We start from the raw sequence: 16,050 nt of genomic DNA on the forward strand, positions 1-16,050 counted from the left end.
CCCTCCCCCGCCGCCCGCGTGCCGATCCTGGCCGCCTTCACGGGGAATCCCGCACGGAAGGCGCGGCTCGGCGCTCGCCGTCATTCCACGCCGATGAGGAGCGGGTAGCCGCCCTGCTCGCCGTCGTACACGACGAGGTCGACGTCGGGGCGCGTACGCCTGAGATGGTCCTCGACGCGGCCGGCGAGCCCGGCGGGCGCCTGCGCGCCCGTGACCAGGGTCACCAGCTCGCCGCCGCCCGCCACCATCCGGTCGACGACCGTGGTGGCCACGTGGTCGACCGTGTCGCCGATCACGGCGACGTCCCCGTCGATCAGGCCGAGCACGTCACCGGGGCGGCACACCCCCGCGCTGGTGAACGCCTCCCTGTCGGCCACCGTCACGTGCCCGCGCCGCGTGTGGCCCGCCGCGTCGGTCATCGCGACCACGTCGTCGTCGAAACGGCGCAGCGGATCGTGTACGGCCAGCGCCGCCAGCCCCTGCACGGTGGCCTCCGTGGGCAGCACGCTGACCGTGACGCCGTCCTCGCGGGCGATCTCCGCCGCCGCGGCGGCGACCGCCCTGACACCCTCGTCGTTCGGCAGGACGACCACCTCGCCACCCGCCTGCCTGATCGCGGCGAGCACGGCGGGCAGCGTGGGCCTGGCGCCGGGGGCGCGCCGCACCACGACCGCGCCGCACTCCTCGAACAGCGCCGCGATCCCGTCGCCCGCGGCCACCGCCACCACGCCCCTGCCGGCGCCGCCGCGGTGGGTGCGTTCGGCCAGGTAGGTGATCCTGATCCGGTGCGGCCTGCCCGCGCGCAGCCCTGCCTCGACCGCGGGGCCCGCCTCGGCCACGTGCACGTGCACGTTCCAGAGCCCCTCGCCGCCGACCACGACCAGCGAGTCGCCCATGGCGTCGAGTTCCTCGCGCAGCGCCCGCACCGCGCGGTCGGGGGCGTCCAGCAGGTACATCACCTCGTACCCCGCCCCCACCTCCGCCATGGGCGCCACCCGCGCGGTCGGCGCGGGAACGTCGTAGTGGCCGGTGGACGAACCCGTGATCACGGAGGCGAGCGTCTCGAGCACGATCGCCGCGCCGGCGCCGCCGGCGTCCACGACGCCGCTGCGGGCCAGCACGTCGAGCTGGCCGGTCGTCCGGCGCAGCGCGACCCTGGCCTCCTCCGCCGCCTGCCGCGCCACCGCGCCCAGGTCGCCGGCCTCGGTGTCCTGGACGGCCCTGGCGGCGGACTCCAGCACGCTCAGCACCGTGCCCTCGACCGGCCTGGCCACGGCCTCTCTGGCGAGGGTGGCGGCCCTGAGCAGCCCGGCGCGCAGGTCGGGACCCTCCTTCAGCACCTCGGCGAGCCCGCGCAGCGCCTGGCTGACGATCACCCCTGAGTTGCCGCGCGCACCGACGAGGGCGCCGTACGAGAGGGTCTGCCACACCACGGCCGCGTCCACGTCGTCGGGCAGCGACTCGACGGCCTCGGCCGCCGACAACATGGTCAGGTGCAGGTTGGTGCCGGTGTCACCGTCGGCGACGGGGAACACGTTGAGCGCGTCGATCTCCGTCCTGGCCTGGCCGAGCGCGTCGGCGGCCAGCCGGGCCCAGCGGCGCACCGCGGGCGGGTCGAGGATCTTCATGCCGGCCCTCCGACCTCCCCGATGCGCTACGGTTGTGCGAGGAGAATATCGCCGCATCGGACCTGGTCCAGTGCTCTGGTTCGCGCCCATCGGGGTGGATCGGATATTCTCGTCTGGCTGGCCGGTTGTCCCGGCATGCCCTCCGCCCGGAATTCATCCGCGGACAGGGCTACATCGACTGTTTTAAGGAGCGATACCGTGGCTTCCGTCTGCGATGTCTGCCGCAAGGGGCCGACGTTCGGCAACAACGTGTCACACTCCCACCGCCGCACCCGCCGTCGTTGGAACCCCAACATCCAGACGGTCCGCGCGGTCGTCGGCGGCACGCCGAAAAAGCTGAACGTGTGCACCTCGTGCATCAAGGCGGGCAAGGTCACCCGCTAGTCCGCGCTTTTCACGAAGCCCGTCCGTTCCTGAGGGAACCGGCGGGCTTTCGTCATCCCACCCACCCTCCTGTGACCGGGTCTCTCCCTCACCTCCGAAGTGCCCCGCCTGGGGCGGAGGAACCTCTGGGAGCAGGGCTCTGCGGGCCCTGGGCAGGCCCGGGACGACCGCGCGCCAGGAGGAGCCCAGTGCGGGACACGACAGCCCAGGAGAGCCGGTGCGGGGCGCGGGCGGTCCCTCGGTCGCCTCACGCCGGCCCGGCGACAGGAGGGCGGCCAGCGCCCCCTTGGGACGGTTCTCCCGCGCCGTGGTTCACGGAGGAGACGGTCAGCGCCAGCGCCAGGCGTGGTCGACGGGGCCGATGCCGCCGCCGAGGGGGAAACCCCTGGCGATCGCTCCCGTCACGTACTCCTTCGCCCTGCCCACCGCCGACGGCATGTCGTCGCCCATCGCCAGGCGGGAGGCGATGGCCGAGGCGAGCGTGCAGCCCGTGCCGTGGGTGTGGCGGTTGTCGAGGCGTTCGGCGGCGAAGCGGAACTCTTCCGTGCCGTCGGTGAGCAGGTCGACCGGGGCCCCGGGCAGGTGGCCGCCCTTGATCAGCGCCCACGCGGGCCCCAGTTCCAGGACGGCGTCGGCGGCCCTGCGCAGGCCGTCCTCGTCATCGACCTTGACCGAGGTGAGCTGCTCCACCTCCCACAGGTTCGGCGTCACCACGGTGGCCACGGGCAGCAGGCGCGTCCGCATCGTCTCGATCGCTTCCGGAGCGAGCAGCGAGTTGCCGTGCTTCGACACTCCGACGGGGTCCACGACCAGCGGCGCGTCGTACGGGCCGAGCGCGTCGGCCACCGTCTCGACCAGCACAGGCGAGGCGAGCATGCCGGTCTTCACCGCCTGCGCGCCGATGTCGCCGAGCACCGAGTCGAGTTGCGCGCGTACGGCCTCGGGCGGCAGCTCCCAGTAGCCCTGGACGCCCAGCGAGTTCTGGGCGGTCACGGCGGCGATGACGCTCATGCCGTGAGCGCCCATCGCCATCATGGTCTTCAGGTCGGCCTGGATGCCCGCGCCGCCCCCGGAGTCGGAGCCGGCGACGGTCAGCACGCGTGGCGGGGTGGAAACCGCCGTGGAAGGGGCGTTTTGCGGGGATCGCTCCGTCATGTCCCCTATCCAACCACTCAGCTGACGACGCACTCCCCGCTGACCATCCCGCAGTTGGCCGCCGGCGCGCCCCTGCCCGTCGCGGTGAACGACACCTCGGCCGTGGCACCGACAGGCAGCTGGGCCGACAGGTCGAGGATCAGCAGGTCACCGTCCTGCGTCCAGTCGGCGCCCCGGACGTCCACGACCCTGCCCTCGACCGGGACCGAGACCGTGGGGTTCCGCAGCGTCCCCGCCGAGGTGTTGGACAGGCGCAGGTTGACCGCGTACGTGGTCATCCGCTGTCTGATGGTCTGCTGGACGTTCACCGAGCCCGTGCCGGCGGGCGGCGAACCGAAGGATCCCTCGTCGTCCGTGGGATCGGGGGCGCTGGTGGTGGTCGGCGCGGCGCCGATGTCGGCGTCCACGGAGGAGGGCTCGTCGAGTGGCGTGTCCTGAGGAACGCTCTCATCGTCCGGCTCCTGCACCGGCTCCTGCGGGGGCTCCTTGGCCGGCTCCTTCGACTTCTTCACCCTGGTCTTGGTGGGCGTCGGCTTGGCCTGCTCGGTGTGGCGCGGGCGGGCTTGGTACGTGACGGTGGGCGTCGGGGTCTCTGCCGGTCCGGTGTCCTCCACCGGCTCCTCCGAGGGCTCCTCTTCCGGCTCGGTCTCCTCGACGGGAGGCTGGGAGACCTCCGGTCCCGGCCGGTTGGTGGCGCCCTGCACGGCCGCGCACGTGGTGTCCGCGCACTTGTCCGTGCCGCCGGAGGTGCTCATGAACTTGACGCCCGCCACGGTGCCGCCGAGCACGACGGCCACGGCGGCGACGGACAGCAGCGCGACCCGGCCCTTGCCGCCGCTCGACGAGGCGCCGGAGAGCAGCTCGTCGTCGCGGCGGCCCTTGCGGCGGCCGCGACGGTCGCGGGGCTCCTCGGGCCCGGCGGGGCCGGAGTCGGCCGACCAGCCGGAGCCCAGGAAGCCTGTCTCCGTGTTGGCCCAGGCCGGCGCCTGCGCGGCGGTCGGCGCTCCGGCCACCTTGACGTCGCCGGGCTCGGGCGGGCCGCTGCTCGGGGCGGGGCCGGAGGGCGCGTCGAATCTGGCGGTGCGGTCATCGGGCTCGCCGGAGAGCCCGGAGCGATCCGCGGCCCCGTCGAAGAACGCGGTCCGGTCGTCCTGGCCCCCGAACGGCCCGGACCTGTCGTCCGGCGCGAACGGATCAGAAGGACCCCCGGAGGCGCCGAACGGGCCGGGCGGGTTCGCAGGGCCGCCGAACGGCTGGTGGGCCTGGTCGCCGAACTGCCCGCCGTCCGCGGGACGGCTGAAGGCGCTCGCGTGGCCCGACCCTGGGGCTCCCGGAGCCGGCATGCCGGGGTGGCCGCCGAACACGGCCGTCTGGTCGGCGGGATCGCTTCCAGGTCCTGCGCCAGGTCCGTTGAAGGGCCGGTCGGCGGGCGGGCCCCACTCGGACGGGCGGGCGAACGCGCCCGTCGTCTCCATCGGCCCGGCCTCCTCGATCCCCTGTCCCTGAGGTGGCTGGAACGGGCTCCTGGAGCCGGTGGCCGTAGGGAATCCGCTGGCGGCGTCGGCGGGCAGCGCGAAGGCTCCGGTGGTCTCGAACGGCTCGGACTGCGGCGTGCGCGGCGGCGGTGCCTCCGTACGCCGTGGCATGGGAGCCCACTGGCCCGTCACCTCGGGTTGGTCCGGCAGGGAAGGCCAGCCTGGCTGGTCGACCTCCTCGTCAGGACCCCAGAATGCGCTGCCGTTCCCCCGTTCGTCCCCGTCTTCGGATCCACCTGTGCCGTGGCGGCCCATGGCTGCCCTTTCTCCCGGTTACAGTGGCCGCCAATCTTCATAACACCTTCACTACGCCGCTGTCACAACAATCCCGTTAGTCACGGCCTAAATCCGGAAACTTTCACGCAAATCGGGACAAGTAGTCACTCAAAGTGATCCCAGCCTCGTCGCCCGACCTTCCGGCCATGCACCACGACGCCGGCGCCTTCGACCACGCGGCCCACGACCTGCCACGACTCCGGCAGGCGTACCTCTGGGGGGAAGACCGCCGCGAGCGCGTGATCCTCACCGCCCGTGAGCACCCACTCCAGCGGATCGGCCCCCATCTCCTTCGCCGCCACCGCGACGGGCTCCGCCACGGCGAACGCCTGCGGATCGAGCTCGATCCGCACCCCGCTGGCCTCGGCGACATGGCCGAGGTCCTGCAGCAGCCCGTCACTGACGTCGAGCATCGCGCCGGCACCCAGCTCGGCCGCCCGCGGCCCCATCGCGTACGGAGGTGACGGCCTGCGGTGCGCCGCCACGACCTCCTCCAAGGCCGCGGAGCCGGCCGGCAGGCCCTCCTCCAGCAGCGCCCATCCAGCGGCCGCGTACCCGAGCCGGCCCGTCACCGCCACCACGTGCCCGGGCCTGGCCCCCGAGCGGAGCACGGGAGCGCGCCCCTGCAGATCGCCCAGCGCGGTCACCCCGATGACGACCTGGTCACACCGGGTGACGTCACCTCCGGCCACGCTGGCGCCGACCACGGCGCACTCGTCGCGGAACCCGTCGGTCAGCTCGTCGAGCCAGGCCAGGGGCAGGTCGGCGGGGATGCCGAGCCCCACCACGATCGAGGTGGGGACAGCGCCCATGGCCGCCACGTCGGCGAGGTTCTGGGCCGCGGCCTTGCGGCCCACGTCATAGCCGCCGGACCAGTCGCGGCGGAAGTGCCGGCCCTCCAGCAGCAGGTCGGTCGAGACCGCGACACGCCTGTCGGGCGCGGCCACCACGGCGGCGTCGTCACCCGGCCCCACCATCACCGCCGCACCCTGGGGAAGGCGTGCGGTAATACGATTTACCACACCGAATTCGCCGAGATCTCCGACTGTGATGACGCACCTCCTGACGCACACAGGGTACGGTTACCCATCGGCGTGATCCAATCGCCCGGGAGGACGTAATGGTGCAGGCCTACATCCTTATTCAGACCGAGGTAGGCAAGGCCGCCGCCGTGGCCCACGAGATTTCCGGCATTCCCGGGGTCACTCAGGCGGAAGACGTGACAGGGCCCTACGACGTGATCGTGCGCGCCGAGGCCAACAACGTCGACGAGCTGGGCAAGCTCGTCGTCGCGCAGATTCAGGCGGTGGAAGGGATCACTCGTACCCTGACGTGTCCGATCGTCCACATCTGAAGGCAGTCGTCGCATGCGTGCCGCCGCCGTCCTGCTCGTTCTGCTGACGCTCGCCGGGTGCGGCACGGTGCAGGTCGATCCGCCCACGCCGCGGGGGGAAGCGGTGGCCGCGTGCGACAAGCTGGCCGGGCTGCTGCCCGAGACCCTCGACGGTGACGAGCGCGGCACGTCCACGCCTGAGTCACCGTACGTCGCCGTGTGGGGGGAAGGAACCATCGCGCTGCGCTGCGGGGTGGGCCGCCCGGCAAGGATGGCGCCCACCGACCAGCTCCAGGAGATCGGCGGCGTGGGCTGGTTCGCCGATCCGGAAAGGCCCACGTTGTTCACCGCGGTGACCGACACCGCGTACGTCGAGGTCACCGTCGGAGGCGAGCACGTGCCGGCCGAGGTGCTCGCGGACCTGTCGAAACCGATAGCCAGGACGTCGGCCCGCTGACCGCGCGATCGTTCAGCGAAGCCCCGCCGGCCGGGCCAGCGCGAGCTGGATGAGCCGGTCGACCAGCGCCGGGTAGGGCAGGCCCGAGGCGGCCCAGAGCTGCGGCGCCACCGACAACGACGTGAACCCCGGCATGGTGTTGATCTCGTTGAAGACGAGCCCGCCCTCGGGCGTGTAGAAGAAGTCGGCCCGCGCGAGCCCTTCGCAGTCGAGCGCCTCGAACGCGCGCACGGCCATCGCCCGAAGCTCCTCGGCTGTCTCGGCCGGGATGTCGGCGGGCACGGTCAGCGACATCTGGTCGGGATAGTATTTCGCCTCGAAGTCGAAGAACTCCTGCCCGCCCTCGACCCTGACCTCGCCGGGGATCGACGCGGCGGCCGGCTCGTCACCGGGCGACTCCAGCACCGCGCACTCGATCTCGCGGCCGGCGATGGCGGCCTCGATGAGCACCTTGGGGTCGTGCTGCCTGGCGGCCTCCACCGCCGCCTCCAGCTGGGACCGGTCGGACGCCTTGGAGATGCCCTGCGAGGAACCGGCCCTCGCGGGCTTGACGAACACCGGGAAACCGAGCGCCTCGGCCTCCTTGACCACGCGCTCCCGGTCGAGCCGCCAGTCGCGGTCGCGGACGACGACGTGACGGCCGACGGGCAGCCCCGCGGCGGCCATCACGGTCTTCATGTGAGCCTTGTCCATGCCGACGGCGCTGGCCAGCACGCCCGAGCCGACGTAACGCACACCGGCCATCTCCAGCAGGCCCTGGATCGTGCCGTCCTCCGCGAACGGCCCGTGCATCACCGGGAACACCACGTCGACCGAGCCGAGCTCCACGGGGATGCTGCCCGGATCGTAGGCCACCAGCGCGTTGCCACCCGACGGCAGCGCCAGCGCCGCGCCCGCGCCGTCGACGACCGGAAGCTCGCCCGACTCGATGGCGAACCGCTGGTCGGACGTGGCCAGCACCCACCTGCCGTCCTGGGCGATCCCGATGGGGATCACCTCATATTTGCTCCTGTCGATCGCTTCCAGAACGCTGCCCGCGCCCATCAGGGACACGGCGTGCTCAGAATTGCGACCTCCGAAAACGACGGCGACGCGTGGCTTGCTCATGGTGTCCGAATCTACCGGGGTGTCCCTGTCACAGCGAGCTGAGCACGCCGCAATCAGGCCTTTCTCTTATACGCCGTAACGCTCGGGTTTGGGCGAGCGCGACATCAGCAACATGCCCGCCTCCGCCGGCGACATGCCGTCGTGCACCACTCCGACGACGACCTCGGTGATCGGCATCTCCACGTCGTGCTTCCTGGCCAGCTCCAGCACGGACTCGCAGGACTTCACGCCCTCCGCCGTCTGCTTGGTGGCGGCGACGACCTCGTCGAGCGTCATGCCCCTGCCGAGGTTCTCGCCGAACGTACGGTTACGCGACAGCGGCGACGTGCACGTGGCCACGAGATCACCCATCCCGGCCAGCCCCGCGAACGTGTGCGCGTCGGCGCCGAGCGCCGCACCCAGCCGGGAGATCTCCGCCAGCCCTCTGGTGATGAGCATGGCGCTGACGTTGTCGCCCATGCCCATGCCCGCCGAGACGCCGACGGCCAGCGCGATCACGTTCTTCACCGCGCCGCCCAGCTCCACGCCGACGACGTCGGGATTGGTGTACGGGCGGAACCAAGGCGGCAGGTGGCAGGCCGACTGGAGACGGGCGGCGACGGACTCGTCGGCGCATGCGACGACGGTGGCGGCGGGTTGGCGCATGGCGATCTCCTTGGCCAGGTTGGGCCCGGAGATGACCGCGACGCGCTCTTCCGGCACCTCGGCGACCTCACGGATCACCTCGCTCATCCGCTTGGTCGTGCCCAGCTCGATGCCCTTCATCAGGCTGACCAGCACCGCACGGGGCGGGAGGTGCTCGCGCCAGCGGGCCAGATTGGGCCGCAACTGCTGCGACGGCACGGCCAGCACCACGAAGTCGGCCCCGTCGAGGGCCCGCGCGGCATCGGTCGTGGCGCGCAGCGTGGCCGGCAACTCGATGCCCGGCAGATAGTCGGGGTTGCCGTGATCACGGTCGATCGCCTCGACCAGCTCTTGCCTGCGCCCCCACAGCGTGACCTCGTTGCCGGCCTCCGCCAGAATCATGGCGAACGTCGTGCCCCACGAGCCCGTGCCGAAAACGGCCACCTTTGTCATGCCATCACCGTCCGGCGGGATCGTAGGGGGTTTCCGGCGCCTTCTCGCCACGCAGCTCCGCGAGCTGCACGGTGATCGCCGCCATGATGTCGGCCGTCGCCTCGCGCAGCACGGCCGCGTGCGGTGGCCGGCCCGCGTACTTCGACAGATCGACCGGCGGACCCACGCTCACGCGGAACGTCTTGCGCGGGAACAGCCTGGGCTTCTTCTCCCCGTAGGGGAGCAGCTCATGCGCGCCCCAGTGGGCGACCGGGATGACGGGCGCGCCGCTCTGCAACGCCAGCCGGGCGGCACCCGTCTTGCCCACCATGGGCCACAGGCCGGGGTCGCGCGTGCAGGTGCCCTCCGGGTAGAACATGATCGCGCACCCGTCGGCGAGCCGCTCGGCCGAGACCTGCAACGATCTGGCCGCCTCGTTGCTGCCCCGGTCGACCGGGATGGCCAGCAGCGCCGCCACGGCCCGGCCCAGGAACGGCACTCTGAACAGCGCGGACTTGGCGAGGATTACCGGCCAGCGCCCGTTGTTGTAGAGGAAGTGCGACAGCAGAACAGGGTCGGCCCAGGAGAGATGGTTGGTCGCGATGATCACGCCGCCGGTGCGGGGAATGCGCTCCCCGCCGCGCCAGTCCTTCCTGACCAGGAGCCGGGAGAGCGGTTTCACCACGACTACGGCCAGGGTTTCCCAGAAACGCGACGGTCGCGTGGGGCGGCTCATGGTCTCCTCCAACACCTGCGGGATGCGCCCCAAGTCTCCCTGCTGGCTGCTCGGGATGTCGAGGTGGGGGGTGCGGGGGCGCGACGCTCAAGGTTCCGGCTTCCTCCCCACGCCTAGCGGCGGGGGATTCCCACCTTCACCGCGACGCTCTTCACACCGAACTCCACCCCGGCCACGGCGCCCGCGGCCGGGCCCGGCCGGGACCGCGAACCTGCACGGCGAGCGGGACGTGCCGGCGGCCGTCGGGACCGCGGGAGACGGTCACCGTGGACGGGTGCCGCCAGGCGAGTGTCCGGTTCCGCACCGCGCGGACGCACCCGAACGTGCGACCGAGCACCGCCGCCTGCTCGGGACCCGGGTAGGCCCGACACTTGTCCGCCGTCCGCACACCCGGGATCTTAGCGGGCAGAGCCGCTCCTGCTTAATCGTGCTCCGCCTAGATGGCGAACTGACGTTCCCCGCGCCACCACGCGGCGGATCCGCTTTCCTCCCCGCGGCCGAAGCCGGGGGTCTCCAGCGAAGGAGCAGCATTGACGAGCATCCGGTGGTCACTGGTGATTCCGGTGAAGACGCTGGTCGCGGCGAAAACCCGGCTCGCCGCGGCGACAGGGCCGCACCGCACCAGGCTGGCCGTGGCCGTCGCCTGCGACACCGTGGCGGCGGCGCTCTCGTGCCCGCGGGTGGCGAGGGTTATCGTGGTGACCGCCGACCCGGCCGCCGCGGGCCCCCTCGCCGGGCTCGGCGCCGGGGTCGTGCACGACCCCGATCGCGGGCTGAACACCGCGCTCCGCACCGGAGCCGCCCATGCCGTACGCGTCGCGCCCGGCGACGCGGTGGGCGCGCTCCAGGCCGACCTGCCCGCCCTGCGGCCGGCCGAACTCGGCCTGGCGCTGGAGGCGGCGGCCGAGTTCGACCAGGCGTTCGTGCCCGACGCGCTCGACGTGGGGACGACCTTCTACGGAGTGCTTCCCGGGACGCCGTTCACCCCGAGGTTCGGCGGGGAGTCGCGGGCCAAGCACCTGGCCACCGGGGCCAAGGAGCTGGCCGTGCCGGGGATCGACTCGGTGCGCCGCGACGTCGACACACCCGACGACCTGCGCGCGGCCGTCGCCCTCGGGCTCGGCAGGCACACCGCGGCGGTGGTCAAGGAGTTGTGGCCGGGCACATGAATGTGGCGTGCCGGCCGGAGCGGCGCCGGGCACATGACCGGGCGGTCGTCAGGGAGTGGCGGCCGTCCTCATGATGGCGGGCGCGGTGACCACCGCCAGGTGCGACAGGCCCAGCAGGGCGATGCCCGCGGCGAAGACCGCGTACCCGCCGAGCCACTCCCCCAGCGCGCCGCCGGCCAGCCCGCCCAGCGGCACGACGCCCCACATGAGGAAGCGCATGCTGGCGTTGACCCGGCCGAGCAGGTGTCCAGGGGTGATGCGCTGGCGGTAGCTGAGCTGGGCGATGCCGAAGATCGCGCCGGCCACGCCGAACAACGACGCGGCCACCGGGAAGACCAGCAGCCGCCAGCCAGGGCCGGTGGCCAGCGCGGGCAGGTAGAGCACGGTGGCCAGCGCCGCGGAGCCGTACAGGGTGCGGCCGGTCCCGAAGCGGGCCGTGACGCGGGCCACCAGCGCGGCGCCCGCCAGGGAGCCCACGGCGGCGGCCGACAGCAGCAGGCCGTACTGCGCGGAGCCGACGCCGAGCTCCTTGACCAGGTAGAGGGGCAGGCCGACGAGGCAGATGGAGTTGGCGGTCATGGCCAGCGCGCCGCCCGCAGCGATCCTGCGCAGCACGGGCTCGCCCATGACGAATCTCAGGCCCTCCACGACCTCGTGGCGCAGGGACCGTTCGCTTCGCCGCACCGTCTCCTCCGCCCGCACGCCCGCCAGCAGGAGCGCTGAGACGAGATAGCTGACGGCGTCGGCGAGGAGAGCGATCGGGGCGGTGAGCGCCGCCACCGCCCAGCCGCCGACGCCTGGCCCGGCGAGCAGGGAGACGTTCTTGGTGATCTCGAGTACGCCGTTGCCACGTTCGAGCCGCTCCTTGGGCACGATGGCGGGCAGCAGGCTCATATGGGCGACGTCGAAGAACACCGTGCCGGCGCCGAGCACCAGCGCGACGACGTAGAGCTGGGGCAGCGTGAGCACGCCCAGCCAGGCGGCCACGGGGACCGAAAGGAGCGCCGCTCCGCGTACGACATCGGCCCAGATGATGATCGGGCGGCGCCGCGACCGGTCCACCCACACGCCGGCGGGCAACCCGATCAGGAGGAACGCGAGCATCTGGGCGGCCGACAGCAGGCCGAGATCGAAGGCGCCGGCGTCGAGCGTGAACAGCGCGGTCAGCGGCAGGGCCACCACGGTGACCTGGGTGCCCATCTGGGTGATGCCGTTGGCCCAGGCGAACAGCGCGAAGTCACCTCGATGTCTCATGACGGGCGATCCTCGCGACCTGCGCGGGCGGAGACAATTATTGGACCGCCTGGCGTGGCCGCCTTAGGCTGGTCCTCGTGCAGGCGACGGTGCGGAGTTACGACGAGGCCACCCGCTCTGGCACGGTGTTCCTCGACGACGGGACGGTGCTGGAGTTCGGCACGCCCGCCTTCGACGCGGGGCCGCTGCGGCTGCTGCGCTCGGGGCAGCGGGTCAATCTCGCGATGTCCGGAGGCGAGATCACTTACATCACGCTCTCCACTTTCCCGGTGCCCGGTGCTTAAATGCGGACGCCCGGGCCGGACGGCCCGGGCGTGGTCCGCTGAGTTTACTTTTTCTTGCCGATTTTCTTGCCGCCCTCGTTCACCAGCTCTTTGAAATCGGAGCCGGGACGGAACTTCGGCGCCCAGCTCTCCGCGACGTTGATTTCCGCACCGGTCGACGGATTGCGCGCCGTGCGGGCGGGCTTGTTCACCATCTCGAACGCGCCGAAGCCCGTGATCGAGACCTTGTCGCCGCTGGCCACGGCCTTCTGGATGGCGTCGACGACCGCGTTCACGGCCTCGGTGGCCGTCTTCCTGTCGCCCACCCGATCCGCGATGGCCTCGACGAGTTCACGCTTGTTCATGAAAGTCCTGCTCCCCCAGTTACGGCTCGGGGCTCCAGTTTACGTGTTTGACGGAGAAACCCCTTACGGGCTCGAAAGTAGGCGGGATCGCAGGGGAACTCAATCACCGGGCGCGTTTTCCGCACTTCGTGGCGTGTCGGGAAGCTCGTCAAGCGAGGCCAGAAACGCGTCGAGGCGCAGCGCAGCCCTTTTCCGATCGTGCTTCGCAAGGTCACAAATCGACAGATAGCGGCGCGCTATCCGTTCCTTGTCGGCGGCGGGGAGCATGCGGACGCGGCGGTGCGCCTCGCGCAACCGCCGCGCCAGTTCGTCGTCTTCTAGACGGTCGTCGGCAGCCATGGCTGCCGACCATTCTCGTATGCCGCCACGTCGCCGGCGTGACGCAGGGTCAGCCCGATGTCGTCGAGGCCCTCCATGAGCCGCCAGCGGGTGTAGTCGTCGATCTCGAAAGCGATGACCTCGTCCGCCCAGCGGACCTGGCGTTCCCGCAGGTCGACGGTGATCTCGAGCTTCGGGTCGGCCTCGACCGCCGACTGCAGGTCCGCCACCTTGTCGCCGGGCAGGACGACCGGCAGCAGGCCCATCTTGGTGGAGTTGTTGCGGAAGATGTCGCCGAACCTGGCGGCGATCACGACGCGGAACCCGTACTGCTGGAGCGCCCAGACGGCGTGTTCGCGCGAGGAGCCGGTGCCGAAGTCGGGGCCGGAGACCAGGATCGAGGCGCCCTCGTGGGCGGCGTCGTTGAGGACGAACTCGGGGTCCTCACGCCAGGCCGCGAACAGGCCCTTCTCGAAGCCGGTGCGGCTGACCTGCTTGAGCCAGACGGCCGGGATGATCTGGTCGGTGTCGACGTTGCTGCGGCGCAGCGGCACCGCCGTGCCGGTGTGGGTGGTGAAGGCTTCCATCGATTTTCCTTACGGGTCTACAGGTCTGAAGGTCTACGCGGGAAGGGCCGGCGAGGCCGGCTCCGGCTCACCGCGGCCGCGTCAGAGGTCGGCGGGAGCGGTGAGGCGGCCGGTCACGGCGGTGGCGGCGGCGACCTGAGGCGACACCAGGTGGGTGCGGCCCCCCTTGCCCTGGCGGCCCTCGAAGTTGCGGTTGGAGGTCGAGGCGCTGCGCTCGCCCGGCTTGAGCGTGTCGGGGTTCATGCCCAGGCACATCGAGCAGCCGGCCTCGCGCCACTCGGCGCCCGCGGCCTTGAACACCTCGTGCAGGCCCTCCTGCTCGGCCTGCAGCTTGACCTGCATCGAGCCGGGGACGATCAGCGTGCGGGTCTTCACCTGGCGGCCGCGCAGGACCTCGGCGGCCGAGCGCAGGTCCTCGATGCGGCCGTTGGTGCACGAGCCGACGAACACCGTGTCGACCTCGATCGCGCGCAGCGGGGTGCCCGCGCTGAGGCCCATGTAGTCGAGCGCCCGCTCGGCCGCCGAGCGGGCGACCGGGTCGGCGAAGGAGTCGGGGCTCGGCACGGACTCGGCGAGCGGCAGGCCCTGGCCAGGGTTGGTGCCCCACGTGACGTAGGGGGTCAGCGTCGAGGCGTCGATCTCCACGACCTTGTCGAACACGGCGTCGTCGTCGGTGCGCAGCGACTTCCAGTATTCGACGGCCTGGTCCCACGCCTCGCCCTGCGGCGCGTGCGGGCGGCCCTTGAGGTAGGCGAACGTGGTCTCGTCCGGCGCGATCATGCCGGCGCGGGCGCCTGCCTCGATCGACATGTTGCACACCGTCATGCGGCCCTCCATGGAGAGCTTGCGCACCGCCTCGCCGCGGTATTCGACGATGTAGCCCTGGCCGCCACCGGTGCCGATCCTGGAGATGATCGCCAGGATCAGGTCCTTGGCCGTGACGCCGGGAGGCAACTCGCCCGAGACCTCGATGGCCATCGTCTTCGGCCGGTAGGCGGGCAGCGTCTGGGTGGCCAGCACGTGCTCGACCTCGGAGGTGCCGATGCCGAACGCGATGCCGCCGAACGCGCCGTGCGTCGAGGTGTGGGAGTCGCCGCAGACGATCGTCATGCCCGGCTGCGTCAGGCCGAACTGCGGCCCGATGATGTGCACCACGCCCTGCCCGGCGTCGCCCATCGGGTGGAGCCTGATGCCGAACTCGGCGGCGTTCTTGCGCAGCGTCTCGACCTGCTTCTTGGACACCGGGTCGGCGATCGGGCCGAGCACGGTCGGCACGTTGTGGTCTTCGGTGGCGATCGTGAGATCGGGACGCCGCACCTTCCGGCCGGCGAGACGGAGCCCGTCGAACGCCTGCGGGCTGGTCACCTCATGGATGAGGTGCAGGTCGATGTAGAGCAGGTCGGGCTCGCCGTCGGCGCGCCTGACGACGTGCTGCTCCCAGACCTTCTCGGCCAGTGTGCGGCCCATGTGATCTCCTCCTGCATAGAGCGATGCGACGCATCGCGGCTCAGTCGCTCGGATCCGGTCTCTTCCCTTGTCGCTGGGGTCGCCCCGCTCCCTGCGCTCCTCAGTCCAGAGACCGGCGCTCCCTCGCGGGAGAACCTTTGTGACTTGCCTTCTCATATGTCGAGACGGCAGTATCGTCCTATGGACAACTCTAGCGGAGTCGGAGTACTCGACAAGGCAGTTCTTGTACTCAATGCCCTCGAAGCGGGACCCGCTTCACTGGCGCAGCTCGTCCAGGCCACCGGTCTGGCCCGTCCCACGGCCCATCGGCTGGCCGTCGCACTTGAGCACCACCGCATCGTGACCCGCGACACGCAGGGCCGTTTCGTGCTGGGCCCGCGGCTCTCCGAGTTGTCCACCGCGGCCGGCGAGGACCGGCTGCTGGCGGTGGCCTCCCCCGTGCTGATGCAGCTCAGGGACCTGACCGGGGAAAGCGCGCAACTCTATCGCCGCCAGGGCGACGAACGCGTCTGCGTCGCGGCGGCGGAGCGGGCCAGCGGCCTGCGCGACACGGTTCCCGTGGGCTCGGCGCTGCCCATGACGGCGGGCTCGGCAGCGCAGATCCTGCTCGCCTGGGAGGAGCCCGACCGGCTGCACCGCGGGCTGCGCGGCGCCAAGTTCACCGCCGCCACGCTCGCGTCCGTCCGTCGCAGGGGCTGGGCCCACAGCGTCGGCGAGCGGGAGCAGGGGGTCGCCAGCGTGTCCGCCCCCATAAGGGGCAGTGGAGGCAAGGTGATCGCGGCCGTGTCGGTCTCCGGGCCCATCGAACGGCTCACGCGAGCCCCCGGGCGGTTGCACGCGGTGCCCGTCATGGCGGCGGCCGAACGCATTACCGAGGCGATGCGCCGCACGTCATGATCGGCTGTCATGATCGGCGAAACCAGGTATTTCTGGGGCCGACAGCCTCGCGGGCGCACTAGC

At 71.6% G+C, this 16,050-nt stretch carries 18 protein-coding genes and 1 pseudogene; 6 read left to right on the forward strand and 13 right to left on the reverse strand.

What is annotated here, in order from left to right; all coding sequences use genetic code 11:
- Positions 1–80 precede the first annotated feature (80 nt).
- Positions 81–1,628 (reverse strand): DAK2 domain-containing protein, encoded by a 1,548-nt coding sequence (locus ABGB14_RS20175; protein ID WP_347645292.1) that lies wholly within the window; start codon positions 1,626–1,628, stop codon positions 81–83.
- Between the two features lie 198 nt (positions 1,629–1,826).
- Here ABGB14_RS20175 and rpmB point away from each other — a divergent pair, with 198 nt between their 5' ends.
- Positions 1,827–2,012, forward strand: a complete 186-nt coding sequence (gene rpmB / locus ABGB14_RS20180; protein WP_043618345.1) for a 50S ribosomal protein L28 — start codon at positions 1,827–1,829, stop codon at positions 2,010–2,012.
- A 327-nt stretch (positions 2,013–2,339) separates the two neighbouring features.
- On the opposite strand, the gene thiD is transcribed toward rpmB, so the two are convergent.
- From thiD to ABGB14_RS20195, 3 genes are all read right to left on the reverse strand, one after another.
- Positions 2,340–3,167: a bifunctional hydroxymethylpyrimidine kinase/phosphomethylpyrimidine kinase gene (thiD, locus tag ABGB14_RS20185; RefSeq protein ID WP_347645294.1), complete on the reverse strand. Its 828-nt coding sequence runs from the start codon at positions 3,165–3,167 to the stop codon at positions 2,340–2,342.
- A 17-nt stretch (positions 3,168–3,184) separates the two neighbouring features.
- On the reverse strand, positions 3,185–4,813 hold the full coding sequence (locus ABGB14_RS20190; protein WP_347645296.1) for a hypothetical protein: 1,629 nt from the start codon (positions 4,811–4,813) through the stop codon (positions 3,185–3,187).
- 269 nt (positions 4,814–5,082) lie between these two features.
- Positions 5,083–6,051 carry a thiamine-phosphate kinase gene (locus tag ABGB14_RS20195; protein ID WP_347645297.1) on the reverse strand — a complete coding sequence of 323 codons (969 nt, stop codon included), beginning with the start codon at positions 6,049–6,051 and terminating at the stop codon, positions 5,083–5,085.
- 47 nt (positions 6,052–6,098) lie between these two features.
- On the opposite strand from ABGB14_RS20195, the gene ABGB14_RS20200 reads away from it, so the two are divergent.
- A complete protein-coding gene (locus ABGB14_RS20200; protein WP_132503568.1) occupies positions 6,099–6,332 on the forward strand; it encodes an Lrp/AsnC ligand binding domain-containing protein in 234 nt (77 codons plus the stop codon).
- A gap of 13 nt (positions 6,333–6,345) precedes the next feature.
- Positions 6,346–6,768, forward strand: a complete 423-nt coding sequence (locus ABGB14_RS20205) for a DUF3515 family protein (protein WP_347645298.1) — start codon at positions 6,346–6,348, stop codon at positions 6,766–6,768.
- 12 nt (positions 6,769–6,780) lie between these two features.
- On the opposite strand, the gene ABGB14_RS20210 is transcribed toward ABGB14_RS20205, so the two are convergent.
- The 4 genes and pseudogenes from ABGB14_RS20210 to ABGB14_RS20225 all read right to left on the reverse strand — a co-directional run.
- Positions 6,781–7,875, reverse strand: coding sequence for a D-alanine--D-alanine ligase family protein (locus tag ABGB14_RS20210; protein WP_347645300.1), 1,095 nt, complete (start codon positions 7,873–7,875; stop codon positions 6,781–6,783).
- Positions 7,876–7,941: 66 nt separating this feature from the next.
- On the reverse strand, positions 7,942–8,952 hold the full coding sequence (locus ABGB14_RS20215; RefSeq protein ID WP_347645302.1) for an NAD(P)H-dependent glycerol-3-phosphate dehydrogenase: 1,011 nt from the start codon (positions 8,950–8,952) through the stop codon (positions 7,942–7,944).
- Between the two features lie 4 nt (positions 8,953–8,956).
- Positions 8,957–9,667 carry a lysophospholipid acyltransferase family protein gene (locus ABGB14_RS20220; RefSeq protein ID WP_347645304.1) on the reverse strand — a complete coding sequence of 237 codons (711 nt, stop codon included), beginning with the start codon at positions 9,665–9,667 and terminating at the stop codon, positions 8,957–8,959.
- A 274-nt stretch (positions 9,668–9,941) separates the two neighbouring features.
- Positions 9,942–10,055, reverse strand: a pseudogene (locus ABGB14_RS20225) (helix-turn-helix domain-containing protein); the annotation flags it as partial.
- 142 nt (positions 10,056–10,197) lie between these two features.
- Between ABGB14_RS20225 and cofC the strand changes: the two are divergent.
- Positions 10,198–10,836: a 2-phospho-L-lactate guanylyltransferase gene (gene cofC, locus ABGB14_RS20230; RefSeq protein WP_347645306.1), complete on the forward strand. Its 639-nt coding sequence runs from the start codon at positions 10,198–10,200 to the stop codon at positions 10,834–10,836.
- 48 nt (positions 10,837–10,884) lie between these two features.
- Here the strand turns inward: cofC and ABGB14_RS20235 are convergent, their stop codons facing one another.
- Positions 10,885–12,090, reverse strand: coding sequence for an MFS transporter (locus tag ABGB14_RS20235; protein ID WP_347645307.1), 1,206 nt, complete (start codon positions 12,088–12,090; stop codon positions 10,885–10,887).
- 77 nt (positions 12,091–12,167) lie between these two features.
- Here ABGB14_RS20235 and ABGB14_RS20240 point away from each other — a divergent pair, with 77 nt between their 5' ends.
- On the forward strand, positions 12,168–12,374 hold the full coding sequence (locus tag ABGB14_RS20240) for a hypothetical protein (RefSeq protein WP_347645309.1): 207 nt from the start codon (positions 12,168–12,170) through the stop codon (positions 12,372–12,374).
- 44 nt (positions 12,375–12,418) lie between these two features.
- Here ABGB14_RS20240 and ABGB14_RS20245 read toward each other — a convergent pair whose 3' ends face one another.
- The 4 genes from ABGB14_RS20245 to leuC all read right to left on the reverse strand — a co-directional run bounded on the left by ABGB14_RS20245 (position 12,419) and on the right by leuC (position 15,090).
- Positions 12,419–12,718, reverse strand: a complete 300-nt coding sequence (locus ABGB14_RS20245; RefSeq protein ID WP_132334500.1) for an HU family DNA-binding protein — start codon at positions 12,716–12,718, stop codon at positions 12,419–12,421.
- Between the two features lie 99 nt (positions 12,719–12,817).
- Positions 12,818–13,057, reverse strand: coding sequence for a hypothetical protein (locus tag ABGB14_RS20250; protein WP_347645311.1), 240 nt, complete (start codon positions 13,055–13,057; stop codon positions 12,818–12,820).
- Positions 13,036–13,623 carry a 3-isopropylmalate dehydratase small subunit gene (gene leuD, locus ABGB14_RS20255; RefSeq protein WP_347645312.1) on the reverse strand — a complete coding sequence of 196 codons (588 nt, stop codon included), beginning with the start codon at positions 13,621–13,623 and terminating at the stop codon, positions 13,036–13,038. Before leuD ends, ABGB14_RS20250 begins: the two co-directional genes overlap by 22 nt.
- A gap of 81 nt (positions 13,624–13,704) precedes the next feature.
- Positions 13,705–15,090, reverse strand: coding sequence for a 3-isopropylmalate dehydratase large subunit (leuC, locus tag ABGB14_RS20260; RefSeq protein WP_347645313.1), 1,386 nt, complete (start codon positions 15,088–15,090; stop codon positions 13,705–13,707).
- 180 nt (positions 15,091–15,270) lie between these two features.
- Between leuC and ABGB14_RS20265 the strand changes: the two genes are divergently transcribed.
- On the forward strand, positions 15,271–15,987 hold the full coding sequence (locus tag ABGB14_RS20265) for an IclR family transcriptional regulator (RefSeq protein ID WP_347645314.1): 717 nt from the start codon (positions 15,271–15,273) through the stop codon (positions 15,985–15,987).
- Positions 15,988–16,050 lie beyond the last annotated feature (63 nt).

The organism is Nonomuraea sp. B10E15 (assembly GCF_039871615.1).
In the GTDB taxonomy this organism is placed as follows: Bacteria; Actinomycetota; Actinomycetes; order Streptosporangiales; family Streptosporangiaceae; genus Nonomuraea.